Raw genomic sequence first — 25,561 nt, 5'->3', positions numbered from 1 at the left:
CCTTGCCCATCAAGCTCGTGGCCACAGTGGCGGAACTGCACGCGGAAAGCGCCCGGCTCCTGGACGACAAGCAGGGAGTATCCCAGGCCCTGGTGCCCACCATGGGCGCGCTTCACGAGGGCCATGCCGCATTGGCGCGTGCCGCCGTCGCGCAGAACGACGTGGTGGTTGCCACTATCTTCGTCAACCCGCTGCAATTTGGCGATGCAGTGGACCTGGACCGTTACCCGCGGACGCTGGACGCTGATCTTGCACTGCTTGACGCCGAGGGTGTGGACCTGGCTTTCGCGCCTTCGGTGGAGGAGGTTTATCCCGGCGGGGAGCCGCTGGTGCGGATCACGTCCGGACGGCTGGGGGAGAAGTGGGAGGGCGCCTCCCGTCCCGGGCACTTCGACGGCGCCCTCACCGTGGTGGCCAAGCTGCTGCACTACGGCATCCCTGCCGCGGGGCTGCCCGCTTCCGGTCCGGCAGCAGCCGATGCTGCCGGGAACCGGCTGCCGGCCTACCGCGCCTACTTCGGGCAGAAGGATGCCCAGCAGCTGGCACTGGTGCGGCGCATGGTGTCTGACCTGAACTTCCCCGTGGAGATTGTGGGGGTTCCCACCGTCCGGTCCGCCGACGGACTCGCGCTGTCCAGCCGTAACCGTTTCCTGTCCGACGACGAGCGGGAGGCAGCGCTGGTGCTGTCCCGGGCGCTGCGGCTGCTGGAGGAAAGGGCCGCCGCACGGGAACCGCTGGACCTGGAGTCGGCCGTGGACCTGGTGAAGTCCCAGCCGCTGGTGGAGCTGGACTACTTCGACGTGGTGGATCCTGCCACCCTTGAGCCTCTTGCCGAGAACTGCCGCGAGACCCCGTTCCGTGGCGAGGGGCTGGCACTCATCGCCGCCAGGGTGGGTCCGGTACGGCTGATCGACAACGTGCCGCTGAATTCGTGACCGGCACCCCTGAACTCATGACCCGGCGCAGGGGCCATTCCGCCGGCTACAGTCCCGGGTGCTCGCGGTTGGTCATGAGCTGTTCGAGGAGTGCACGCTCAGGGCGGCCAGGGTTCCGGGCCACGCACCGTCGGAGCCTCGCGCGGGAGAGCTCTTCGCCGGGGTCCTTGCTGCAGAGCAGTTCATCAATGATTTCCTGTGCCTGCCACCGGAGGGATTCGATGGCGAACTGCCTGACCTCGGCAGGGGTATCACTGGCCATCCAGGGGTCGGGGTCCGAAGGCACGCTCTGGAACAACCGCTCTGCTGACATCGGGGCCTCCTTGCACCAATCCGAAGTGGCCGGTGAGCTGGCCCCTGCGGTGTCCTCTGATCTGCGCGTAGGAATGACACTACCGCGGGAAAGACCGGTCTGTCTTCCCCGCGATAGACTGGAATTGCGATGAATCCCGAAGCAGAGTTCACACCGCCTGCCGCTCCTTTGGCGGCAGATGCGGCTATCACTCCTGCTGGTTCTGTGGAGAAGATCCTGGCCGTCGCGTATGAGCTCTTCTCCAGGCGGGGTGTCCGGGATGTGGGCGTCAACGAGCTGATCGACAAGTCCGGCGTGGCCAAGGCGACGTTTTACCGGCACTTCCCGTCAAAGGATTCCCTGGTCCTGGCCTTCCTTGAGCAGCGTGACAAACAGTGGACCGTCAACGCCATCGTTTCGGAGGCCCGCCGCCGCGGCAGCACTCCCGAAGAGCAGTTGCTGGCCATCTTCGACGTGTTTGGGGACTGGTTCCTCCGGGAAGATTTTGAGGCCTGCTCCTTCATCAACGTCCTGCTGGAGATGGGTCCCGCCCATCCGCTGGGCCAGGCCAGTATCGACTACCTGGCCAAGATCCGGGGCCATGTGCAGGCGCTCGCGGAGGAGGCCGGGCTGGTCCGTCCGGAGGAATTCGCCCGGTCCTGGCACATCCTCATGAAGGGCTCCATCATTTCCGCCACCGAGGGTGACATGAAAGCCAACAAGCGCGTGCAGCAGATGGCGGGCTGGCTGATTGAGCACCACCGGCCCGGCTCCTGATTCGCTGTCCGTCGTTCCGCAGGTTTGCGTGGCTTCAGCCGTAGCTGGGTTCTTCGGGCGCGGTCAGGTGTGAAGCAAGGTTGGGACGCCCGAAGCCCGATCGGTTAGGGTCCAGCCGCTGAGGGTTAGGTCCTTTTCTGGGTCCGGTGGGAGGACGACGGGCATGGCGTAGAAGTCGTCCCACACGGGGTCGTAGGGTGCGATGTCGTCGGGATCGATGAGGTTGTCGTCATCTGGCTCTTCACATGGGGGATCCAGCTGGTGCGGCGCGGTGTTCAGTTCCTGAACCAGGACGTTGTCTGGCCAGATGGTTGGTTCCCGGTCGGGTTGTTCGGCGGCGTAGTGGCGGCCGGTGGGTGATTTCCAGCCGGGTGGTTCGGCTTCCGTTGCTTGGGTGGGTGTCCAGCCGGTGTTGTGTTTGAGGCGGTGGTGTTTTGGGCAGAGTTGTGCCAGGTTGCTGATGCCGGTTTTGCCGCCGTGTTGCCAGGCGGTGAGGTGGTCGGCTTCGTTGTCCAGGACGTTGTTGTTGCAGCCGGGGAAGGTGCATTTGCCGTCCCGGAGCCGGAGGGCGTGTCTCATTGCTTTGGTGATGCGGTAGCTGGTGCGGCCTATTTCGAGGGGTGCGCCGTCGCGGGGGTCGATGAGGACGCGGGTGAAGGAATCCGCTCCGTCGGCGAGGAGTTTGCGGGCTATGGACGCGGGTATGGGGCCGTAGCCGTCGAGGATGGCCGGTTCGTCCGTTTGGCCGAACAGGGCGAACACGGGGACGGTGACCAGGACGTCGGCGCGGGGTGTGGGGACTTTCCCGGCTTCGGGGCTGGTTGCGCCAGGGACCGCGGTGTTGGTGCTGGTTCCCGCTTGGCCGGTGCTGTTGTCCTGGGCACCGGGGTTATTGGTTGCGTCGATGTGATCGTTGGTTCCGAAGCGAGTGTCGTCGGGGATGCCGAGGTCCGCAGTGGGTTCGTCGGACCCGACAAGCGTGGCAAGCCCGAGGAATTCATCAGGGAACTGTTCCCCCGCAACGCGTTCCCCCGCAACGCGTTGAACCTCATCGCCGGTGTCGGGGTGGCCGCTGCCGTCGCCGGTTGCAGCGGTGCTGGTGCCGGGTTGGCTGCTACGTTGTCCACCGGCGCCTTCCCTATCCCCGCTGCGCGCGAGGGTGCTGCCGATGGGCGTGCTGCCGGCTACGGCGTCTGTGGTGGTAGTTATGGCTTGGGCGGGGGTGAGGAGGTGGCGAGTGAACTCGTCAGCTCTGATCTGGGTAAGGGTCCGGGTTTCGTTGGGGCCTTGCAGGCCGCGGGCGATGGCCGTGGTTTTGTTCCAGGCCGCCAACGCGGTGTCGGCGGGGAGGTAGGCGGAGATCCAGGCCATGCCGTCCCGGTCAGGGGTGAATTCGACCCGCCGGTCGACCGCGGATTTGGCGTGGCGTTTTTCTATGGAGTTCGGGTGGTGGCGTTCGCGCCAGCCCCGAACCTTCGACCTCAACCGTGAAGGAACCAGCTGCCCAGCCGGACAGCCCCGGGCAGGATTCGGCGCATCAGGGTCCAGGAAGTGGTCCGCTAACGCCACAGCGCTGGCGTGGTCCAGGTTCTCGGTTTCGTCGGCGATGATCCTGGCGCCCTGCCAGGACAACGCCCCAGAAGACAGATTGCCGTAGACCGAGGGGAGGGAGCAGACCCGCCGGGCCTGGGTGAGGAACGCCCCGGCGGCCCCGGAGCCGATGGTCAGGATCCCGGCGATTTCTTCCACTGCCGATATTTCCGTGTAGGTGCGGTCGTGGGTGGAGGCGTCGGGTGGGGTCATGGCCTGCTGCAGGTCGAGGCACTGGGCGGCATCGCGGGCCTTGAGCGCGGCGACCTGCGCCTCGAGCCGCTTTTCCAGGCTGAGTCGCTCCAGCCGGATCCGGTAGAGCCGGTCCAAAAGATCAACCCCGGCGCCGGCGTCAGCCCCCACCGAAAAACCGGTGGCCAAGGCTTCCTCTTCAAGGAACAGCGCGTTGATGGCAGCCGTGGTGGCAAAAACACCCTCCATCACCGCTGCCGTGCCTGCGCCGTTTCCCATACCTGAATCATCGCGGGAGGGTACGACATTCTCTGTGCACGCCCGCCCCAGGAGGGAGGCCAAGGCCAAGCCAAGCCAGCCCACCGCCGTCGTAGTTCCCGCTACCCCAGCTGAAGCGTAATAGTCAGCTTGCTTATTACTTTCGGGCTTCCTAGGCTGGTAGCTGTCAGGCAAACAACTCTCGTGGCGGAACTTGGCGCGCCAAAAGCGGGCCTGGGCCGCCTCAAATGAGGAGGAACAATGTCAGAACACAACATTGCAGGCAAGAAGGTTGCATTCCTGTTGACGGACGGCGTGGAGCAGGTTGAACTGACCAGCCCCTGGCAGGCCGTGAAGGACGCCGGCGGACAGCCCACACTCGTGGCCCTCAAGAGCGGCAAGCTGCAGGGCTTCAAGGGCACGGAAAAGGGCGACACCTTTGACGTGGACCTCACTGTTGCCGAGGCTAACGCCTCCGACTTCGACGCCCTGGTCCTGCCGGGCGGCGTGGTCAACGCGGACCACCTCCGCGTGGACAAGGATGCGCAGAGCTTTACCCGGAGCTTCTTTGAGCAACACAAGCCCGTTGCCTCCATCTGCCACGGGCCATGGATGCTCATCGACGCCGGCGTGGTGCGCGGCCGTAACGTCACGTCCTACCACACGCTGGAAACAGACCTGAAGAACGCCGGGGCCAACTGGACTGACCAGGAAGTGGTGGTTGACCAGGGCCTGGTGACGAGCCGCAACCCGGGCGACCTTCCGGCATTCAACAGCAAGCTGGTGGAGGAAGTCTCCGAAGGCCAGCACGCAGGCCAGACGGCCTGACACCTTCTGTTCCCTCAGGTTTTGAAAAAGATCCCGCGCGGAGGAATTACTCCAGCCGGTAGAGTGTTGGCATCTGCAGCGGCCAGGTCCGCGCATCACACTCATTAATCTCCCTGAGGGAACACTCATGTCTACCGAAGTCTCGCCGAACGCCAGCGGCCAGTCCGTCCAATCCGAAGGAATACAGCCCGCCGCGCCGGAGAAGATGTCCCGGGAGTCCGTGACCATCATCAGCACGCTGCTGGTGGCCACGTTCGTGGTCATCCTCAACGAGACCATCATGAACGTCGCCCTCCAGCGGCTCATGGTCGACCTGCAGGTGGATGCCCCCACCGTCCAATGGCTCTCCACTGGGTTCATGCTGACCATGGCAGTGGTCATTCCCACCACCGGCTTCATCCTCCAGAGCCTGTCCACCCGCAAGGTTTTCATGCTTGCCATGGGGCTCTTCGCCGGCGGCACCGCCCTCGCGGCCGTGGCACCCGGATTCGAGATCCTGCTGCTCGCCCGCATTGTCCAGGCGGGCGGCACGGCGATCATGCTGCCGCTGCTGATGACCACCATCCTCACGCTGGTGCCGCTGGCGAAGCGCGGCGCAGTTATGGGCAACGTCAGCATCGCCATCTCGGTGGCGCCGGCCATGGGGCCCACTGTTTCAGGCCTGATCCTGGAGCACTTCACCTGGCGCTTCATGTTCGTGTTCGTCCTGCCCGTGGCCCTGGCCGCGCTGGCAATCGGTGCCAAATACCTCACCAACGTTGGCGAAGCCGAGCGGACCAAGCTGGACTTCCTTTCCGTCCTGCTGACCGTTCCCGCGTTCGGCGGACTGGTCTACGGCCTGAGCCAGATCGGCGGCGGCCACGGCGGGCAGGCCGGTCCGGGCGCGGGTGCCATCGCGGCACTGGTGATTGGCGTCGCCAGCCTGGCAGTCTTCGTCCTGCGGCAGGTTCGACTGCAAAAGGCCGAGGCCCCACTGCTGGACCTCCGTGCGTTCAACTTCCGGATGTTCACCGTCTCGGTGCTGCTGATGGTGGTGGCCATGATGGCGCTGTTCGGCGGCGTCATCCTGCTGCCGCTTTACCTTCAGGAAATCCGCGGCCTGGGATCCCTCGAAACGGGCCTCGCGCTGCTCCCGGGCGGCCTCGCGATGGGCCTGCTGGGCCCGGTCATCGGCCGGCTCTTCGACAAGGTGGGCCCGCTGCCGCTCACCGTCACCGGTTCCATCCTGATGGTTCTCACCTTGTGGCAGTTTTCAATGCTCGACGCCGGCACGGCAGTCTGGTGGATTGTCACCCTGCATGTGGGGCTGAGTTTCGGGCTGGCACTGCTGTTCACTCCCGCGTTCACCACCGGCCTGAACCCGCTCCCGCCGCACCTGTACTCGCACGGTTCTGCGATCATGAGCACCACGCAGCAGGTGGCCGGTGCGGCCGGGACGGCGCTGCTGGTATCCATCTTCGCGGTGGTGTCGGCGACGTCGGGCCTCGTCGCCGGGATGAGCGCCGCCTTCCTGACGGCAACCGTCATAGCCTTTGCCGCCGTCGTGCTTTCGGCGATGATGCGCAAGACGGAAGGCGTAACCGCAGGACACGGCGCAGGGCACTGACTGGCAAGCAAATGAAATAGCCCTTGCACCCCTCGGGGGTGCAAGGGCTTTTTTGCTTTGTTACCCGGCGTAGAACTCCGCCAGCTCCTTGACGAGGACGTCCGGTGCCTTGATGGCGCCGTCGTGTCCATACCCGGGAAGGATGGTGTAGCTGGAACCGGAGAGGACGTCGTGGATCTGGCCGCACGCCACTCCGAAGTAGGCCGGGCTCTTCTCGCCCACCACGATCAGGGTTTCCAGCGGCAACGCCAGGAAAGGTTCGGCCGGCATGTCCGCGGCGATGATCGCCTTGATTTCGCGGACGCCGGTGCGCATCAGTTCGCGCTGCTGCTTGCCCTCGGATGTGCCGGCGGTCAGTTTGTTGGCCAGGGTCAACATGGACAGCGGCATCCGGGACGAGAACGGCCCGCCTTCTTCGAGCCCGCGCTGGATCACGGCGAGGGCGCGGTCGTCATCACCGGCGGCAGCCGCGGCCTCATATTCAGCGATCCACTCCGCCTTGACGGAATGGTTGACGGAGACGGCGGGGTCGTACACGGCGAGCCGCTCCACCGGCAGGGTCCGCGCCGCGTGAAGGGCCACGGCGCCGCCGAAGCTGTGGCCGAAGACATCCGTGCTGGACGTGTGTTTCATGACGGTGTCCAGGTCGCGGATGTCCACATCCAGCGTGTAATCCTCCGGCTGGGGCGACGACGATCCCCGGCCGCGGCGGTTGAATGTGTGCACCGGGCGGCCCAGGGCTGCGCTGAGCTTCTGTGCGAACTTGGTGTAGTCGGCCGCGGTGACCATGGAGGGCGGGATGACTACTACGCCCGAACCGGCGGAAGCAAGTTCCGCGCCGGTGGAGAAGAGCTCCAGAGTGCCGCCGTCGGGGGTCCTGATGTTCTCACGCGTCATGGTCCGAGCCTAGCCGAGCAAGCTGGGCGTCAGCATCACGCCGCCCGGATGCTGCTCAGGAGAAACGCGCGGTGCCTTGTGAGTTTTTGTCCAGATACGGTGAGTTCCAAGCCGTCGAAGTCGCCATATCTGGACAAAAACTACTGTGAGTCTTGCAGAGGTTGGTCTGGGACCAGCTGGCAGTGTTGATGCCGGTCGTTCTGTCTGGTGCGTGACTCGAAAAACAACTTGCCCCTTGGGGTGCGTTTCCCCCGACTTGTCCGCACTGGGTGGAGCGGCCGGCGTTGACCTGTCCCACGTCGGTGGCTTGATTAGAAGCTTGCCCAGCCTTTGCAGGCTGTGGCTCATCACAGTTTTGCCTCGAAGTGACTCGTCACAGATTCAATGCTGGCCGTCATGCGGCCGTTCTTGCCCGTTCGAAAGGAAGGAAGGTGGCAGCGTTGACTATCGTTGCTCAGACCCGCCCGTTCGTCATCGGCGTGGACTGTCACGCCCGCACCCACACTTACGTCATCATTGAGGCCAGCACCAAGCGACAAGTCGCGAGCGAGCAGTTCCCGACCACCCCGGCAGGGCTCTCCCGTGCACTTGCCTGGGTAGGCCGAAGGACAGACGGCGATATGGCCTGTCTATGGGCCGTCGAGGGTATCGGCTCCTATGGGGCACGTCTGGCCAGGGCAGTAACCGACGCCGGCTACGATGTCACCGAAGCTCCACGGATGAACGCCCGGGGTCGTCGGGGGATCGGCAAATCCGACCCGTTGGACGCGGCCGCCATCGGAACCGCTGTCCTAGGCCTGGAGGAGTCCCAGCTCCGAGCTCCGAGACGGGATGAAGGAACCCGTGCCGGACTCCGGATCCTGAGCGCAGCACGGGATCAGTTGGCCAGGGACCGTACATTGAATGCCAACGCACTCCTCGCCCTACTCCGGGCACATGATCTTGGGATCGACGCACGCAAACCGCTGGTTCCCGCCCAGATTGTCACGATCACGAGATGGCGGGAACGACAGGAACCGATCGAATTATCAATCGCCCGCGAGGAAGCAGTCCGGTTGGCGCGCCGCGTCCTCGAAGTGACCACCCAGCTAACTGCGAACCAGAAGCGCATGACAGAGCTGATCCAGCAAAGCCCCGCAGCGCCGCTATTGGAGATGGTGGGAGCAGGGGCCGTCACGGTCGCTACGGTCCTGACAGCTTGGTCGCACCCAGGAAGGGTCCGCAGCGAAGCTGCCTTCGCCTCACTGGCAGGGGTGAATCCCTTACCAGCCTCAAGCGGGAACACTGTCCGGCACAGGCTCAACCGGGGTGGTGATAGGCGCCTCAACCGGGCCTTGCACACCATCACCATGACCCGGATGACTCATGACCCTGGAACGCGGGACTACGTGGCCAAACGCACGCAAGAAGGCCGTAGCTACCGTGAAATCCGCAGATCCCTCAAGCGCTACATCGCCCGAATCCTCTACCGCCAACTCAATGCCCTCTACGCCACCACCGCGGAGCCGATCCCATCAGCCGGCGCCGGGGCAGGACGAAGAGAGTCCCAGCTACTTGTAGCGCTCTGCTGAGGGTTTGCGCAGGTTTGTCCAAGGTTTGGATCAAGGTTGTTGCTGGGTCCGTGCGAGGGGGTCTAGCGTCGGGTCATTACTCGTTGGGGGTTCGGGCTTTCGGTAATTGGGGATTGCCGCGGATCTTTTCGTAGAAAGTCTGTGGGGGATGTCTACACTTCAGGGCCTTATTCGGCCTGCCATTTTTCGGTTCGCCCGTCCCGGTTTTCATGCGGTAAGAGGCCTTGTCACCGTGCTTGCCGTCGTCAGTCTCACCATCGCGGGGTTCAGCGCCCCGGCGTTTGCCGCACCTTCGGTGGTTGCGAAGCCTGCGGCGGCGGCCTCAACATTTTTGCAGGCTCCGGCGGTGGCTCCGGCGCAGTCGACGCCTTCGGTGCAGGCGGGTGTGTTTGTCCCGGTAACGGGCAGAGCGCTGGACACCCAGATTGGGTTTGGTGGCATCACCGGGCCTGTTACCCCTAACACCTGGTACCCGTTCCAGATTTTGGGCCAAGCTGGGGTTCCTTCTACTGGTGTGGATGCCGTGCTGGTGACCCTTACGGTGGTGGGCGGAACCGAGGCCAACGCAGCGCAACTGGTGCCGAACACGGCTCGGCAGCGGGAAACCACAGTGCTCTTCTCTGGCGTGAGCGACACGGTGTCGAACTCGGCGATCATTGCCGTCGGCAGCGACGGGAAGCTCGCCCTGATTTCTTCCACACCACAGCAGTTCATGGTCGATGTGCAGGGCTACTTCACCGCGGGCGATATACCGGCGCCGGGTGGTTTCGTGTCTGTGCCTGCCTCCCGGGTCATCGACACGCGTGTGGGCATCGGTTACCCGGCCGGTGCCTGGACGGGAACTGGCATCAAGAGCCTGACATTGAAGGGCAAGGGCGGCGTGCCGGATACGGCGTCGGCGGTCTTCGCGAACATCACCCTGATCAGCACCGACGCTGCGCACCCTGTGATCGCGACGCTTCCTGGTGGCGGCTTCGACGGTGGGGGAGGGCCGGGAACATCACTGAGCTTCAGGGGCAATGAAATCACCGCCGTGGCGGCGGTGCTGAATCTGAATGCGGCAGGTGTGGTGGATATCAGCCATTCCCTGTCAGCGACAGGTGTCCAGGTCGTGGTGGATATTCAGGGCTACTTTGACGGGCAGGTCTCCGACAGTGCCTTCACCACTGTCGAGTCGCGGATCTATGACACTCCTGCGCTCAACTCTCCGATCCCGGCGGGCGGAAGGGTCGAGGTGCAGATCGCCGGAGTTGGAGGACTTCCTGCAGCGTCGACGAACCTTGCCGGTGTTGTCATGAACGTGACGCCCTTGAGCGGCGGGTTCGGGTTCTTGCGGTTGTGGCCCTCGGACGAGCCCGAGTCCGATGTCAGCATGGTCAACTACAACGTGGATTCGGTCTCCAACACCGTCGTGGTGCGGCCCAGCGCGACCACGGGCAAGATCATGATTTACAACGAAGGCGCCAGCTCTGTCCATGTCATCCTTGATTCGCAGGGCTGGTTCAAGACTGCCAACCTGCTGCCGCCTGTCACCGTCAGCGGAACCGAATCCGGGTCACGGGGTAAAGCCTCCATGATCCCGCATACCCTGACCGATGCGGCCAAACTGGATCTGAATCCGACCAACGGCAACGCTGTCCTGACCGGCCGGCTGTTCAATATCCGGGGGATCGGGCAGGACGTGAACCTCGCCTGGCGTTACAACTCCAGGTATGACCACCGCCCGACCCTGTCGATGGGGCGGCTGGAAACAGCGCTGCGGATCGACCCGTCGACCGGGAACATGATCTACACCGCCCCGGACGGCGGCTGGTACACCTTCGCCCTCACCGCAGGCACGTACGCGATGGCGCCGGAGCTGAACGCCTCGCTGACGAAGATCTCGGCCAGCGAGTACCGGCTGCGGTTCAACGACACCGGCATCACGAACGTGTACCAGGACGATGGGACGAACTTCGCCCTGGTTCAGTCCTTTGATGCGAACACCACGAACCCGAACACCGTGACCTACACCTACGGCAACGGTCGCCTGACCCAGACCACGGACACCCAGGGCCGCACCGTCTCCTACGTCTATAACGATTCGCGGAACCTGAACCAGCCCTCCGCGATCACGGACAACTCACTGAACCGGACCGTGAGCATCGAATACGGCGGCGGCGAGGGGCGGATGTCCAAGATCACCGACGCGACTGGAGCGGTCCACAGCTTCGCCTACACCAACGGCAAGCTCAGCTCCTTCACCGACGGACGCACCAACGTCACCGCCCTCGCGTACGCGGCGGACGGCTGGGTGAACACCCTCACCTACGGGCAGGGCACGTCCGTGGCCGCGACGTGGACGCTGACCCACAACGCCGACGGAAGCTTGACCTACCTGACCGACCCGAACAGCAAGCAGACCACCTTCACCCTGGACGGAAGCAAGACCCGGGTCCTGACAAGCACGGACCCGAACGGCAACAACACCACGGCCACCTTCGACGGACACGACAACCGCCTCACCACCACGAACGGCCTGGGGCAGACCACCACCGCCGCGTACAACGTGAACAACTCCCTGACCAAGATCACTTCCCCGCTGGCCGGGGCCACCGGCACGGCCGGGGATGTGTCCTTCACCTACCCGACCGCGGTCGGGGATCCGCTGCTGAACTACCGTCCTGACACGACCACGAACAGTGAGGGCAACACCAGCACCATCCAGTACGATCCGAACACGAAAAGCCCCTCGGCGTTCCTGACCCCGGACAACCTCGGCGGCACACCCAGGAAGTACTACCAAGGCGACGCGGAAGGGACGACCTGCGGCGCCAAGCCCGGGGCCGTGTGCCGGTCCACCGACGGGAAAGGCAATGAAACCAGCTACGCCTACGACGCCGCCGGCAACCCGGTAACAATCACCAGGCCCGCGCCGCTCGGCTCCATCACCTACACGTACGACGCCGCGGGCAGGATCGCGACGGCCAAGGACGGAAAGAACCAGACCGCCACCTACACCTACGACAACAACGACCGCGTCACCCAGATCCGCTACGCCACAACCTGTGTGTCGGCGAGCTGCGTCGCCTACACCTACGACAAAGCAGGGAACCTCACCACTAGGGTCGACGCGGCCGGAACCACCACCTACACCTGGGACGCCCAGAACCGGCCGACCGGGAAAACCATCGGCGGGGTCACCACCACCCTGACCTACGACGGCGCCTCAAACATCCTCACCTTCGTCGACCCGCTCGGCACCGTGAACTACCGGTACGACGCGGCGAACCGGCTGACCGCCCTGGCAGAACCCGGCGGCTCATGCCCCGCCACCCCGGCATTCCCGAACAGCACCAAATGCACCGGCTTCGACTACGACAACGCAAACCGCCGCACGGTCACCAAGTACCCCAACGGGGTCAAAAACACCACGACGTACGACGGGGCCGGCAAGATCACCGGCATCACCGCGACCAACACCGGCAACACTGTCCTGGCCAGCCGCGCCTACACCTACACCCTCAACGGGGCCAAGGACGGCGCACAGCGCAAAACCATGACCACCGAGACCGGCACCGTCACCACCTACGGCTACGACAAACTCAACCGGCTCACCTCCGCCGTCGCCGGCACCATCACCGAATCCTGGACCTACGACGCCAACAGCAACCGGCTCACCGAAGCCAAAACCGGAGCCGCCACCATCTACTCCACCTACAACGCCGCGGACCAGCTCTGCTGGTACGGCCCCAACGCCGGTAACTGCGCAACCCCGACCACGGGAGCCACCAAGTACACCTACGACGCGAACGGCAACTTCACCGGCGGCGGCTCCGCCTCCAACCTCACGTATAACGTGTTCGACCAATTCACGTCCGGTACTAACGGCTCAACGACGACCAACTACACCTACGCCGGAACCCGCAACGACGAACGCACCAGCGCCGGCTCAGCCTCGTTCCTCAACGGCTCCCTGGGCATCACCCGGCTCACCAGGAGCAGCGGGACAACCTCGTTCATCAGGGACCCCGACGGCGGCCTCGTCAGCATGCGCGACAGCGGCGGCGCCAGCCACTACTACACGACCGATGCCCTGGGTTCCGTCATCCTGCTAACAGACAGCGCCCAAGCCAAAGCCGCCACCTACGGCTACGACTCCTGGGGAGAGAGCACCGGCACCACAGGAACCAAAGCAGCCACCAACCCCTGGACCTACGCCGGCGGCTACAATGACACCACCAGCAACCGCATCAAATTCGGAGCCCGCTACTACCACCCCGCCCGCGGCCGCTTCACCCAACCCGACCCATCCGGCCAAGAAGCCAACCGTTACCTGTACGCGGTCGCCAACCCTTGCAATGTCACTGATCCTACGGGGCTGGATTCGTGGTCGTGCTTTACGAACTGGTTCGGGCTGACGACCGGCATAGTCGCCTTCGGAGCAGGTGTTCTCTCGGCGCCATTTTCTTTCGGCACGGGTCTTCTAGTCGCCGCCGGCGGCGCTGGCGTCGTATTCTCCGGAATATCAGCGATAAAGGACGGGTGTTATTGATGCTGGGCAAGATGGCAAGAGCAGTTTTCGTGGTTGTAGCTGTATTATCGGCCGCACTCATAGTGGTGCTCCTGGCCGTCAATCGAACCGATTTGATAGCAATCCCAGCTACTCTGCTCATCGTCAGCGTCGGGATTTTGCTCCTCAATTGGAGAAGGAGCAACAGATAGTAGCGCCCCAACTCGTTCTATGTGAGGCCGGTTGTGTTCCACTTCCTTGGAAAAGGGACACCCCCGGTGGGACACTCCCCGCGGATCCGGATTGGCTGGATTCCCCGTAATCTGGCCGTCCCATATGTTGTCCCAAAACCCGCGCCACAATCACCTGTCATACGACAGCTTTCGGTACGGGGCAGGCCACTAGATTAAGGTGCTCTTGACGTGAGGCAGGAGGATCAACGCAATCACCAGGGCAGTGGGTACAGCGAGCTCCTTGTCAGCTGTCTTAGAAATCAACAGCTTTTCAAGACACGTGGCCAAGGGCGTCTGAGCCTGTCGAGTGGGCAGGAAAACAGGGGCTCCCTTCGTCTCAGAAATACGTCTCACCACAAATCGTCTCGGTGCAGGCGCCTCGGGGACTTTTCGAGTCAGGACAGTCCGCTAGGGGAAGGGATCGGCTGGTGACTTGCCCGGCACTATAGACAGGTCAGTACAGTCGCCAGTTACCCTTGTGCTACTCCACAGTAACTGTGGTCGAGATGGGGGTCTCTAGTCATGGGTAATGTTCCTTCCGAAAAGGATCTCGAGTTCTTGACGCTGATACTCGGAGGCCTTGAATCGAAGTATCCAAGGACACAGGCATGGGACGAAAGTCCGTTCAAGTGGGTCCTTACCCAACCCTCAGCGGCAAAGGGCTCAATTGCTCGCCAGCTCGTCACGGCATGGGCAAACCTGCACGGACTCTTCCCCCTGCAGGTTACGAAGGACAATCAGATGTACCTGGATCTGAATGATGTCCTCATCCAAGTGAAGTTCTCTACTCTTTGGGACACTGGCTATTACCGCTTCCAGCAGATCCGCGCGAAGGACTACGACTACTGCCTTTGCTTTGGCTTAGCCCCCTTCGACATGAATGCCTGGTTAATCCCGAAAGCGCTTCTGGATACCCATGTCATAGGAACGAAAGGGCAACATACTGGTGCGGGCTCCGGCGAAACCTGGTGGCTTGAAATATCACCTAATGGTGCAGAACCATGGCTTGAGGAGTGCGGCGGCCAACTGAATACGGTGGCTCAACAATTGAGGGAACTGGCAGGCAAACCATAGGCGCCCATAGTGGTCCACGAGATGCCAGGCGAGCCCGTCGTGGAGAACTCGCTGTGACACGCCTCATAACGATTCGAGGGCAATGCGTGTCCGCAATGCTTTGCCCGTACTACGCTGTATCTACCGGAGGCGGGGACCCACCCATTGGGCGAGTCCCCACCTGTAGAAACGAACAGGCCGCTACTTCTCCTTAACGGTCGTGTTCGGGTTTGCCTTTCCGTGCTTGCTAGTCACGTAACGGCCAGTGATGGCGCTCCGGTAGTGTCCGCTACCGGAGCCCTTGCTGCTTTTTCCCTTCCCTGCCATATCAATCACCTACTTTCCGCGTGGCCATTTCTGCTTGCATGCAGGGCCAAACTTCCGCCATGCCTAAGCCCGGCGACTCTTAAATCGTAGGGCGAGTGTGGGAAATGTCTCCCGTAATTTATCGGCGTGTCGCCGGAATTACGTTCTTCGCTTCTACTAATATCCCGCTTCTTAAAGCTCCATAGGGGACGAAAGGGGATTTCCAAGTCAGAATGGTCTAGTGAGGCAACTGGGTTACACCCGGGTCAGTACTTCCAGCCAGGACGGCCAGCTGCAGCTGGATGCACTGGTCGCGGCCGGTGTGCAGAGACGTGACGTCTTCGCCGATGTGACGTCCGGAAGCAAGACGGCGATCGAACGGCCGGGAATGAAAAGACTCCTCGAGTACGCCGAAGAAGGCGACACCGTCGTTGTGTGGCGGGTTGACAGGCTGGGCCGGTCGCTGATTGACGTGCTGAACACGGTGGCCCTGCTGCGCGGCCGCGGCATCCAGGTCCGGTCTATTTCCGATGGCATCGACCCTGCAACCTCGACCGGCCGGCTGATGCTGAACATGTTCGCAACCCTTGCCGAGTATGAGCGCGAGCTCATCGTCGAGCGGGTCAATGCAGGCATCGCCGCCGCGCGACAAAACGGCTCACGCTTCGGCCGCCCGCTGTCCGACCCGGCCGTTATCGCGGACAAACTCGCGATCGCCCAGGACGCCCGCGCCAAGGGACGCACCGCCGAGGACGCTGCACGTCTCGTTGGCTGGAGCCGCGCAACACTTTACCGCCACCAGCAAGCCCGCGCTGCACGCGAGAGCACCACGGCCTAGCTCGGAAACTACGAGCTGCTGAAGACTGGGTTGTCGGCCCTAATTGGCCAGGGCCCAGGTCCACTGCACGGACCTCGCTCCGCTCGGACTGTAGAAGCGTCTTTCTGGTTTTTTGCTGCTGTCCTTCGGATCGTACGTGCCCGCTCCACCGGCTCAACCGTCCTGCGGACGGCTGCGCAGCCGATGCCTTGTGTCGGCGCTTCGCTTATTTCCTCCTACAAGCCATCCGCTGCTTGCCCTTCGGGTTGCCCCGGCTCCGTCGGGCACAGCTCCGCGCTGCTCCGCCAGCAGGCAAAAAACGCCCTGGGGAGAGGGGACGTTAGCCGGTCACCAAAGCCGCCCCACTCACCGGATCCTCAGCAAAGGACGAGAGAAACCATGAACGATCGCATTGCACGCGTAGCCTTGACCCGCCTCTTCGAACCCGGCGACCGCATCGGCCTGGCCCTCGTGGGCAGGCTCGGCGCGTACGCCGCGTTGCGGCTCGCGACCGGGGCCCAACCCACCCACAGCCTTCCGGATATCACGGCCGAAGAACTGGCGGCCGCGCTGAAGCGCTGGGCGCCCCGGGTGCCGGAACTTGACCCGGAAAAGGACCTGGCCGCCATCGAACGCCTGGGCGGCGGGTTCCTCATCCCGGGAGATGAGCACTGGCCGGAAGGCCTGGACGACCTGCCCGACGCACCCTACGGGCTCTGGTACCGGGGTAACATCGACAACGGCATCCCCGCACCGTCCCGGTGCGTGGCACTGACCGGTTCCCGGGACTCCACCAGCTACGGCGCCTCCGTGACAGGGGACATGGCGTATGGGTTGGCCCAACGTGGAATCTGCGTGATCTCAGGGCTGGCCTATGGCATCGATGCGCACGCGCACCGGGCCGCTTTGGCCGGAAGCCAGGGAGAAGGACCGGCGACCCTCGCGGTACTGGCCGGAGGCCTTGACCGGGACTACCCGTCCGGCAACGCTGACCTCGCGGCCGCGATCCGCGGCAACGGCCTGACGCTCTCAGAGCTCCCGCCCGGTTCCGCCCCGACCCGGTACAGGTTCCTCCAGAGGAACCGCATCATTGCCGCCCTAGCCGGGGTGACCTGTGTCGTGGAAGCCCGTTGGCGCTCGGGGGCACTGAACACCGCCCACCACGCCGAAACCATTGCCCGGCATGTCGCGGCCGTCCCCGGGAGCGTGCACAGCGCCAACTCGGCAGGATGCCACCGGCTCCTGAAGGAAGGCGGGGCGGTGCTGGTGTCCGACGCGGCCGAACTGGCCGAACTCCTCGCAGGCTGAGCCCTTCAGGTGGCCGTCCCGTTTCCGGGGCGGTCACCGCGAGCGGTCCGCCGTCGTGGCCCGCTTGCGCTGTGGTTGGTAGCGGCGGACCGCCATTTCGCAAACACTGTGCCGGCGACCATGGGCGCGCGGCCGCCGAAGTTCGAGGTGCCGAAAGCAAGCCCGGGGTGCTGAGGGAAGGTTCGCTGAGCTCACCAGGAAAGGGCGTCCGCTGGCGCGGCCGGCTGTGGGTCCAGTGCCGGCTCCGCAGGCCTCCGCCGCCCCTGGCTCTGATCTGTCTACGGTTTTGGCTGCTGTCCTAACGGATTGTACGTGTCCGCTCCGGCCCGTCTAGCCCCTCCTTCGTCGGGGCCTGCGGCGCGCGAATTTCCCTGCGGCGCTCCTTCGTCGCTGATTTCCTCCGGGAATTTCCCGCCCCTTGCCCTGCGGGTAGACGGGCCTCCGTCGGCCACAGCTCCGCAAGCTTCGCCAGCAGCCAAAACAACAAGGGGGAGAGAGGAGCTGGCCGGTCACCATTAGCCGCCCCACCCACCATCATCCTCAGCAAAGGACTTTCAACATGACTGATGCAATCCGCATTTCCAGCCCCGCCGACATCCTCGGTTTCATCCCGCACTCCCTCGGGTTCGTACCGCGTGAATCCTTTGTGTTCCTGACCACGCGGGGTAAGACGCTCGGCGCGACGCTCCGCGTCGACGCTCCCGCGGCCGCGGAACCCGCCGGTTTCGCCGCCTCCATGAGGGAATACCTCGCGCTGGACACTCAGGCCACGGCGGTGCTGCTGGCCATTTACACGGCCAGCACCCCCGCGCCCGGGCAGCCTCGCCCGTTCCACGACCACGTCGAGGCCGTTATCGAGGCGCTGGACACTGCAGGGACTCCGCTGCGGGACGCGTGGCTGGTCACTCCGTCGCACTGGCAGAACCTGCTGTGCGACAGTGACGCCGGGTGCTGCCCGCCCGAACCGCTGGAATCCATCACGGACGGGCAGTTGAACGCGGAGCTGGTGTTCCGTGGCAGCAGCTACCAAAAGACGCCCGGCACGACCTACGCGCGGTTTGCAGGCCCGGAAGACAGGGAGGAACAGATTCGTCACGCGCTCCCGGGAGTGCTCGGCGCGCAGCTGGCCCCGGGCCGGGAACTTTGGGCCGAGGCCCTGACCCGGGATGGATGGATGGATCCGGACACAGCTGTGGAGCTGCTGGCCTGTTTCCAGCGCCCGGACCTGCGCGACACGTTGTTCTGCAACGTGATCGACCCGGAGTTGCCGGACGCCGAGGGAAGCGGCAACCTGCTCGTGGGGGAGGGGATCACGCCTGACTGGGACCGCGTGGACCGGGCGCAGGAAACCGCACGGGACCTCATCGACGCCGCGCCGGAAGGCTACCGGGCGCCCCTGCTGACCCTGATCGGGTGGCTGGCATACCTCAAAGGCCAGTCGTCAGTAGCTGGAAACCACTTCAAGCTGGCCCTGGCTGACACACCGGGTTACCGGCTCGCGGAACTGATGGACCAGCTGGTGGGCCGGGGAACGATCGCCCCGGTCGCCAAGAACCAGGACACCGCCTACAAGCGGCACCGCTAGAAGGGCGGGGCCGGACCGGGACAACGGTCCGGCCCCGAAGTGCGCGGGCGGCCTCCCCCGCTGGCGCGGGCGCAGCGCCACAAGCGGGAAACGGCCGGACGCCGGGCTACAGTGGAAAAGGAACACGATCCACTAGAGCCTGGGGGCAGCACATGAGCCACGAGTACATCCTGACGGACGACGACGCAGCACCTGCCGATGCCACCCATGCCCAGGACATCCTCGAGCTCTCCATGTTAACCGTGCCGCAGCCAAGCGCCCCCATCGTTGATATCTCCTGGGAGAAATCCCCGCTGGACCTGTAAATTCCTGCAACGATGACGCTGCAGCACTGAGTTTCCTTTTGCTGAGGGAAAACTGTGGCCGGCCCCAAGGGGGCCGGCCACAGCCCTTTAACGATGAAAAGGGCCTCGCTTCGCTCGGGCTGTAGAAGCGTCTTTCTGTTTTGGCTGCTGTCCTGACGGATTGTACGTGTCCGCTCCGGCCCGTCTAGCCCCTCCTTCGTCGGGGCCTGCGGTGCAGGAAATGTCCCTGCGGCGCTCCTTCGTCGCTGATTTCCTCCGGGAATTTCCCGCCCCTTGCCCTTTACGGGTAGACAGGCCTCCGTCGGCCACAGCTCCGCAAGCTTCGCCAGCAGCCAAAACAACAAGGGGGGAGAGGGGACGCTGGCCGGTCACCACAACCGCCCCAGGCGACAACAGGGTCCACGCCTGCACCCATTCCACCCGCTTGACAGACATAGAAGCGTCTGTGGTGGGCTCACCCTTTGAAGTACGCCGAGATGTCCGCCACCAGTTCGTTGACCGCCGCCGGGATCGAGCCGTGGAAACCTTTGGGGGAGAGCTCGTAGGTGCTCCCCGGAACGGCAGCGTGCAGCCGCTCCGCCGTGACCTTGTAGTAGCTGGGGCTCTTGCCGCCCGCCATGAAATGGGTATTGGCGGGCAGCACGCTGAAGTCCCTGGCATGGTCGGCCTCCTTGTAGGCGGCCCGCAGTTCGCGCACGCCGCTGGGCATCACCTCACGGAACATCCTGTTGACCTTGGTCCGTGAGAGCAACGCCATCAGCCCGGCAAGGACGGGTTCCGGGATACGGGCCAGGGCCGACCCCGGGGATGTCGCCTTCTTCATGTGCGCCAGGGCGTGGCCCACCCTGCCGTTGTTGACCGCGTCCTCAAACCCGTCCAGCCAGGCGGTATCGATGCTGCCGTCGATGTTCACGGCTGCGTCGTACACGGCGAGCTTGTCCGGGACATGCGGGCTTCCGGTGAACTCCTGGATCGCGTTCAAGGCCACGGAGCCACCCAGGCTGTGGCCCAGGATGTTCCTGGCACCCGTGGCCTCAAGGACCGAGCGGACGTCGGCGATCTCGGTGCCCATGCTGTAATCGGCCGGCTGTTCGGAGGAACGGCCGCGTCCCCGGCGGTCGTACACGTCCACTGCCCAGCCCTCACCCAGGCCCTTGGCGAGGGCGATGGAGAACGGCCGGTAGATCAGGGCCGTCAGGAACGCTCCACCGATCAGCACCACCCGGCGTTCCCCCGGGGCACCCACCGTGCCGTAGCTGTACAAGGCCAGGCGGCCGCCGTCGTGTGTTGGAAGGAACCGTTCTTTCACCCGCCCCATCCTAGGCGGGAGCGGGCGCGCGAAGTCCCGGTAAACTTGATGACTGTGACTTCCCAAAACACCCCCGCCCCCAAGAACGCCCCCGAGCCCCTCGACGCCAGCGAGCAGATGCGGATCCGCATGGAGAAGCGCGCCAAACTGATCGAGCGCGGCACGGAGGCCTATCCGGTGGGAGTGGAGCGGACGCATTCGCTCGCCGAGATCCGGGAAAAGTACGCCCACCTCGAGGCGGACGACACCACCGGAGACATCGTTGGCGTCACCGGCCGCGTGGTGTTCATCCGCAACACCGGCAAGCTTTGCTTCGCAACCCTCCAGGAGGGTGGCACCGACGGCAAGGGAACCCGCCTCCAGGCCATGCTCAGCCTGGCCAGCATCGGGGAGGAAGCGCTCGCCGACTGGAAGGCCCTGGTGGACCTTGGTGACCACGTGTTCATCAAGGGCGAGGTCATCTCCTCCCGCCGCGGCGAGCTCTCCATCATGGCCGACTCCTGGGCCATGGCCTCCAAGGCGCTGCGCCCGCTGCCGGTGCTGCACGCCGAACTGAATGAGGAAACCCGTGTCCGGCAGCGCTACGTGGACCTGATGGTCCGCGACGAAGCGCGCGAGATGGTGTACACCCGCGCTGCCATCACCCGCTCCATCCGCGAAACGCTGTTCCGCCACAACTACGTGGAAGTCGAAACCCCCATCCTTAACCTGGTCCACGGCGGCGCACTGGCCCGTCCGTTCGAGACGCACATGAACGCGTTCGACCAGAAGATGACCCTGCGAATCGCCACCGAACTGTACCTGAAGCGGGCCGTGGTGGGCGGCATCGACCGCGTCTACGACATGGGCCGCGTGTTCCGGAACGAGGGCGTGGACTCCACCCACAGCCCCGAATTCACCACCCTTGAGTGCTACGAGGCGTGGGCTGACCAGTTCGTCATGGCGGAGCGCATCAAGGAGATCATCCTGGACGCCGCTGACGCCGTGGGCGCCGGCCGCACCATCCAGACCGAGGCCGGCGAGATCAACCTCGACGGCGAGTGGGCCTGGCTTGCCGTTTACCCGGGGCTGTCCGACGCCGTCGGGCAGGAAATCACTCCGGACACCCCGCTTGAGGTGCTTCGCGAAGTGGCGGAAAAGCACGAGGTCAAGGTGGACCCCAAGTGGGACGCCGAAAAGCTGGCCGTGGAGCTCTTCGGCGAGATCGTGGAACCCACCCTGCTGAACCCCACGTTTGTCTACGACTACCCGCCCTCCGCCCAGCCGCTGGCACGCCCGCACCGCAAGGACGGCCGGCTCATCGAAGCCTGGGACCTGATCATCGGCGGCATGGAACGCGGCACGGCCTTCTCCGAACTGATCGACCCCGTCATCCAGCGCGAGCGGCTCACGGAGCAGTCCCGCCACGCCGCCGCCGGCGATGACGAGGCCATGCAGCTGGACGAGGACTTCCTGCGGGCGCTGGAGTACGGCGCACCGCCCATGGGCGGCATCGGGCTGGGCATTGACCGCCTGGTGATGCTGTTCACCGGCGCAGGCATCCGGGAGACCATCCTCTTCCCCCTGCTAAAGCCCGAAGGCCAGTAGGAATGGAATATGTAGCCGTCCTCTTGCCCTCCGTAGTGGTGGGCCTCCTTTTCTGGTTTGCCATGAAGGCGATTTTCAATGCCGACAAATCAGAGCGGCAGGCGGAAGCCCGTGCCCAGGCCGAGGCCGACGCGCGGGCGGCAGAGTCCGCCGAACGCCGGCAGACCGACGAGCCGCCGTCCGGCCAGCCGAACCCCGAAGCCAAATAAAAACCCCTAATCTTCTGCGGTTATCCCCATGGAACCATTAGGCGCTTTGACGCGTTGCCATAAAGAGAGTCATACTTTTTAGGGAAACATCCTGCTTTTCTGAAAAACCACCCTTTCCAAGAGGAAGACGTTAAATGGCACAGAAAGTAAACATCATCCTCGTTGATGATCTGGATGGGGGATCCGCAGACGAGAATGTGAAGTTCGGCCTTGACGGGACGAACTACGAGATTGACCTTTCGGCGGCCAATGCCGCTGAACTCCGGTCTTCGCTGGAGCGCTTTATAGCTGCTGCACGGAAGGCATCGGGAGGCCGCACCGCCGCCCGCACGCCCAAGGCTCCGGCCGGCGGCCGCAGCAATGATTCAGCCCAGATTAGGCAGTGGGCCCGGGATAACGGGTACACCGTAAACAGCCGGGGCCGAATTCAGGCGGAAATCCAGGAAGCCTACCAAAAGGCAAATTCCTAGCAGCAGCCAGGATCTGGTTAAACCCTGCTTCCCCTCACCGGGAAGCAGGGTTTTTTCTGTTTCCGCGCACAAAAAAGAGGAGGGGTCCGGTGGCGCCCTCGGTGCAATTTACCGGTGCAGCCTGCATAGGGATGCTGCAGTACTTTTAAAAGTTCGGCGCCACCTTCGCCAACGGGCTCTTTAACAGGAGGCGGAGGCCCGTTTCCGGCCTGTCCCCGGTGGCCGGGATGGGCCGGGAGGGAACGCCTGCGGGATATTCCCGAACTGTGCGGGTTTCCCCTGTGGCGAACACGCTCCACAAGTCCGGGCCCGCCACGTAGCATCAAAGTACGTCGTAGCTAGGAGTGTGGCGAAATGTTTGAGCGATTTACGGACCGTGCCCGTCGCGTAGTTGTGCTTGCCCAAGAAGAGGCACGCATGCTGAACCACAATTACATCGGTACCGAACACATCCTCTTGGGTCTGATCCATGAGGGTGAGGGCGTTGCCGCCAAAGCTCTTGAGTCCTTGAGCATTTCGCTCGACGGCGTCCGCGAGCAGGTGCAGGAGATCATCGGGCAGGGCCAGCAGGCGCCGTCCGGGCACATCCCCTTCACCCCCCGTGCCAAGAAGGTACTGGAGCTCTCGCTGCGCGAGGCACTCCAGCTGGGCCATAACTACATCGGCACCGAGCACATCCTGCTCGGCCTCATCCGCGAGGGTGAGGGCGTTGCCGCCCAGGTGCTGGTGAAGCTGGGTGCGGACCTCAACCGCGTGCGCCAGCAGGTCATCCAGCTCCTCTCCGGCTACCAGGGCAAGGAAAGCACCGGCGCCGGCGTCGGGTCGGGCCAGCCCGAAGGTGCTCCCGCCGGTTCCGTTGTCCTGGACCAGTTCGGCCGCAACCTGACCCAGGCTGCCCGCGAGAACAAGCTGGACCCGGTAATCGGTCGCGAGCAGGAGATGGAACGCGTCATGCAGGTCCTCTCCCGCCGCACCAAGAACAACCCCGTGCTCATCGGCGAACCCGGGGTCGGCAAGACCGCCGTCGTCGAAGGCCTTGCCCAGGCGATTGTCCGCGGCGACGTCCCGGAGACCATCAAGGACAAGCAGCTGTACACCCTGGACCTCGGTTCCCTGGTGGCAGGCTCCCGTTACCGTGGTGACTTCGAAGAGCGCCTGAAGAAGGTCCTCAAGGAGATCCGCACCCGCGGCGACATCATCCTGTTCATCGACGAAATCCACACCCTGGTTGGTGCCGGTGCCGCCGAAGGCGCCATCGATGCTGCGTCCATCCTGAAGCCCATGCTGGCCCGCGGTGAGCTGCAGACCATCGGTGCCACCACGCTGGACGAGTACCGCAAGCACATCGAGAAGGACGCCGCGCTGGAGCGCCGCTTCCAGCCGATCCAGGTCAAGGAACCCTCCGTGGCGCACGCCATCGAGATCCTCAAGGGCCTGCGTGACCGCTACGAGGCACACCACCGCGTCACCATCACCGACGGCGCCCTGGCCTCTGCCGCCAGCCTCGCCGAACGCTACATCTCGGACCGCTTCCTGCCGGACAAGGCGATCGACCTGATCGACGAGGCAGGCGCACGGCTGCGCATCCGCCGCATGACCGCTCCGCCGGAGCTTAAGGCCATGGACGAGCGCATCGCCAAGCTGAAGATGGAGAAGGAATCCGCCATCGACGCGCAGGACTTCGAAGGCGCAGCTTCGCTCCGCGACAAGGAGCAGAAGATGATCGCCGAGCGTTCCGAGAAGGAACGCCACTGGAAGTCCGGCGGCATGGATGACATCTCCGAGGTGGACGAGGACCTCATCGCAGAGGTGCTGGCCAACTCCACGGGCATCCCCGTCTTCAAGCTGACCGAGGAAGAGTCCTCGCGCCTGCTGAAGATGGAAGAGGAACTGCACAAGCGCGTCGTCGGCCAGGACGAGGCCATCAAGGCACTGTCCCAGGCCATCCGCCGCACCCGTGCAGGGCTCAAGGACCCCAAGCGCCCCGGTGGCTCGTTCATCTTCGCCGGCCCCACCGGCGTCGGCAAGACCGAGCTGGCCAAGGCACTCGCGGAGTTCCTGTTCGGTGAAGAGGACGCCCTCATCACGCTGGATATGTCCGAGTACTCGGAGAAGCACACCGTCTCGCGGCTGTTCGGTGCCCCTCCGGGCTACGTCGGCTACGAAGAGGGTGGGCAGCTGACCGAGAAGGTCCGCCGCCGTCCGTTCTCCGTGGTGCTGTTCGACGAAGTTGAGAAGGCCCACGCTGACCTCTTCAACTCGCTCCTGCAGATCCTGGAAGACGGCCGCCTGACCGACTCCCAGGGCCGCGTGGTGGACTTCAAGAACACCGTGATCATCATGACCACCAACCTGGGTACCCGGGACATCTCCAAGAGCGTTGCCACCGGTTTCCAGTCCGGCACCGACACGCAGACCGGCTACAACCGGATGCGTGCCCGCGTGACCGAGGAACTCAAGCAGCACTTCCGCCCCGAGTTCCTGAACCGCGTGGATGACGTAGTGGTGTTCCCGCAGCTCACCCAGGACGAGATCATCGAGATCGTGGACATGTTCGTCACCCGCCTGGAGAAGCGCCTCAAGGACAAGGACATGGGCATCGAGCTCACCAAGGCCGCCAAGGTGCTCCTGGCAACCCGTGGCTATGACCCCGCAATGGGTGCCCGGCCGCTGCGCCGCACCATCCAGCGCGAGATCGAGGACCAGCTCTCCGAGAAGATCCTCTTCGGCGACATCCACGCCGGCGACATCGTGGTGGTGGACGTGGAAGGCGAAGGCGACGACGCCAAGTTCACGTTCGCCGGCAACGCCAAGCCGCGCATCCCGGAGATCGCTCCGAGCGTCTAACTCCGTCTCCACAAAAGCCCCGCCGCTCCGAAAGGAGCCGGCGGGGCTTTTGCATCCCTGCCGCACGGTATGGCGAAACGGCCGCCGGTACTGT

At 64.1% G+C, this 25,561-nt stretch carries 19 protein-coding genes; 15 read left to right on the top strand and 4 right to left on the bottom strand.

Annotated elements, in window-relative coordinates; translation table 11 throughout:
- Positions 1-2: 2 nt before the first annotated feature.
- On the top strand, positions 3-935 hold the full coding sequence (locus tag AC5RUO_RS15905; RefSeq protein ID WP_494011878.1) for a 4-phosphopantoate--beta-alanine ligase: 933 nt from the start codon (positions 3-5) through the stop codon (positions 933-935).
- Positions 936-981: 46 nt separating this feature from the next.
- Here the strand turns inward: AC5RUO_RS15905 and AC5RUO_RS15900 are convergent, their stop codons facing one another.
- Positions 982-1,248 carry a hypothetical protein gene (locus AC5RUO_RS15900; RefSeq protein WP_494011877.1) on the bottom strand — a complete coding sequence of 89 codons (267 nt, stop codon included), beginning with the start codon at positions 1,246-1,248 and terminating at the stop codon, positions 982-984.
- Positions 1,249-1,377: 129 nt separating this feature from the next.
- On the opposite strand from AC5RUO_RS15900, the gene AC5RUO_RS15895 reads away from it, so the two are divergent.
- Entirely contained in the window at positions 1,378-2,004 is a 627-nt protein-coding gene (locus AC5RUO_RS15895; protein ID WP_494104013.1) for a TetR/AcrR family transcriptional regulator, read from the top strand.
- Between the two features lie 63 nt (positions 2,005-2,067).
- On the opposite strand, the gene AC5RUO_RS15890 is transcribed toward AC5RUO_RS15895, so the two are convergent.
- Positions 2,068-4,065, bottom strand: a complete 1,998-nt coding sequence (locus AC5RUO_RS15890) for an HNH endonuclease signature motif containing protein (RefSeq protein ID WP_494011875.1) — start codon at positions 4,063-4,065, stop codon at positions 2,068-2,070.
- 240 nt (positions 4,066-4,305) lie between these two features.
- Here AC5RUO_RS15890 and AC5RUO_RS15885 point away from each other — a divergent pair, with 240 nt between their 5' ends.
- Both AC5RUO_RS15885 and AC5RUO_RS15880 read left to right on the top strand, forming a co-directional pair.
- On the top strand, positions 4,306-4,872 hold the full coding sequence (locus tag AC5RUO_RS15885; RefSeq protein WP_494011874.1) for a type 1 glutamine amidotransferase domain-containing protein: 567 nt from the start codon (positions 4,306-4,308) through the stop codon (positions 4,870-4,872).
- A 127-nt stretch (positions 4,873-4,999) separates the two neighbouring features.
- Complete coding sequence (locus AC5RUO_RS15880) at positions 5,000-6,478, top strand: DHA2 family efflux MFS transporter permease subunit (RefSeq protein WP_494104012.1); 1,479 nt, start codon at positions 5,000-5,002, stop codon at positions 6,476-6,478.
- 60 nt (positions 6,479-6,538) lie between these two features.
- Here AC5RUO_RS15880 and AC5RUO_RS15875 read toward each other — a convergent pair whose 3' ends face one another.
- A complete protein-coding gene (locus AC5RUO_RS15875) occupies positions 6,539-7,375 on the bottom strand; it encodes an alpha/beta fold hydrolase (RefSeq protein WP_494011872.1) in 837 nt (278 codons plus the stop codon).
- 440 nt (positions 7,376-7,815) lie between these two features.
- Here AC5RUO_RS15875 and AC5RUO_RS15870 point away from each other — a divergent pair, with 440 nt between their 5' ends.
- The 7 genes from AC5RUO_RS15870 (at position 7,816) to AC5RUO_RS15840 (ending at position 19,045) form a co-directional block, all read left to right on the top strand.
- Positions 7,816-8,946: an IS110 family RNA-guided transposase gene (locus tag AC5RUO_RS15870; protein ID WP_494104011.1), complete on the top strand. Its 1,131-nt coding sequence runs from the start codon at positions 7,816-7,818 to the stop codon at positions 8,944-8,946.
- Between the two features lie 514 nt (positions 8,947-9,460).
- Complete coding sequence (locus tag AC5RUO_RS15865) at positions 9,461-13,480, top strand: RHS repeat domain-containing protein (protein ID WP_494104010.1); 4,020 nt, start codon at positions 9,461-9,463, stop codon at positions 13,478-13,480.
- Between the two features lie 749 nt (positions 13,481-14,229).
- A complete protein-coding gene (locus AC5RUO_RS15860) occupies positions 14,230-14,745 on the top strand; it encodes a hypothetical protein (RefSeq protein ID WP_494104009.1) in 516 nt (171 codons plus the stop codon).
- A 526-nt stretch (positions 14,746-15,271) separates the two neighbouring features.
- Positions 15,272-15,868: a recombinase family protein gene (locus AC5RUO_RS15855; RefSeq protein ID WP_494104008.1), complete on the top strand. Its 597-nt coding sequence runs from the start codon at positions 15,272-15,274 to the stop codon at positions 15,866-15,868.
- A 378-nt stretch (positions 15,869-16,246) separates the two neighbouring features.
- Positions 16,247-17,155: a DNA-processing protein DprA gene (gene dprA, locus AC5RUO_RS15850; RefSeq protein WP_494104007.1), complete on the top strand. Its 909-nt coding sequence runs from the start codon at positions 16,247-16,249 to the stop codon at positions 17,153-17,155.
- A 559-nt stretch (positions 17,156-17,714) separates the two neighbouring features.
- The gene (locus AC5RUO_RS15845) at positions 17,715-18,740 is read left to right on the top strand and encodes a DUF4192 domain-containing protein (protein ID WP_494104006.1); all 1,026 of its coding nucleotides are present in this window, start codon (positions 17,715-17,717) and stop codon (positions 18,738-18,740) included.
- 152 nt (positions 18,741-18,892) lie between these two features.
- Positions 18,893-19,045, top strand: coding sequence for a hypothetical protein (locus AC5RUO_RS15840; RefSeq protein ID WP_494104005.1), 153 nt, complete (start codon positions 18,893-18,895; stop codon positions 19,043-19,045).
- A 454-nt stretch (positions 19,046-19,499) separates the two neighbouring features.
- Here AC5RUO_RS15840 and AC5RUO_RS15835 read toward each other — a convergent pair whose 3' ends face one another.
- Positions 19,500-20,354: an alpha/beta fold hydrolase gene (locus AC5RUO_RS15835; protein ID WP_494011871.1), complete on the bottom strand. Its 855-nt coding sequence runs from the start codon at positions 20,352-20,354 to the stop codon at positions 19,500-19,502.
- Between the two features lie 48 nt (positions 20,355-20,402).
- Between AC5RUO_RS15835 and lysS the strand changes: the two genes are divergently transcribed.
- From lysS to AC5RUO_RS15815, 4 genes are all read left to right on the top strand, one after another.
- Positions 20,403-21,941 carry a lysine--tRNA ligase gene (gene lysS, locus AC5RUO_RS15830; protein ID WP_494011870.1) on the top strand — a complete coding sequence of 513 codons (1,539 nt, stop codon included), beginning with the start codon at positions 20,403-20,405 and terminating at the stop codon, positions 21,939-21,941.
- 2 nt (positions 21,942-21,943) lie between these two features.
- Complete coding sequence (locus AC5RUO_RS15825; RefSeq protein WP_494011869.1) at positions 21,944-22,150, top strand: hypothetical protein; 207 nt, start codon at positions 21,944-21,946, stop codon at positions 22,148-22,150.
- Between the two features lie 134 nt (positions 22,151-22,284).
- Positions 22,285-22,620 carry a histone-like nucleoid-structuring protein Lsr2 gene (locus AC5RUO_RS15820; RefSeq protein WP_494011868.1) on the top strand — a complete coding sequence of 112 codons (336 nt, stop codon included), beginning with the start codon at positions 22,285-22,287 and terminating at the stop codon, positions 22,618-22,620.
- 354 nt (positions 22,621-22,974) lie between these two features.
- The gene (locus AC5RUO_RS15815) at positions 22,975-25,467 is read left to right on the top strand and encodes an ATP-dependent Clp protease ATP-binding subunit (protein WP_494011867.1); all 2,493 of its coding nucleotides are present in this window, start codon (positions 22,975-22,977) and stop codon (positions 25,465-25,467) included.
- The last annotated feature ends 94 nt before the right edge of the window (positions 25,468-25,561 follow it).

It is taken from the genome of Arthrobacter sp. Y3221087 (genome assembly GCF_059089905.1).
This window is presented reverse-complemented; position numbering and strand designations above follow the sequence as displayed.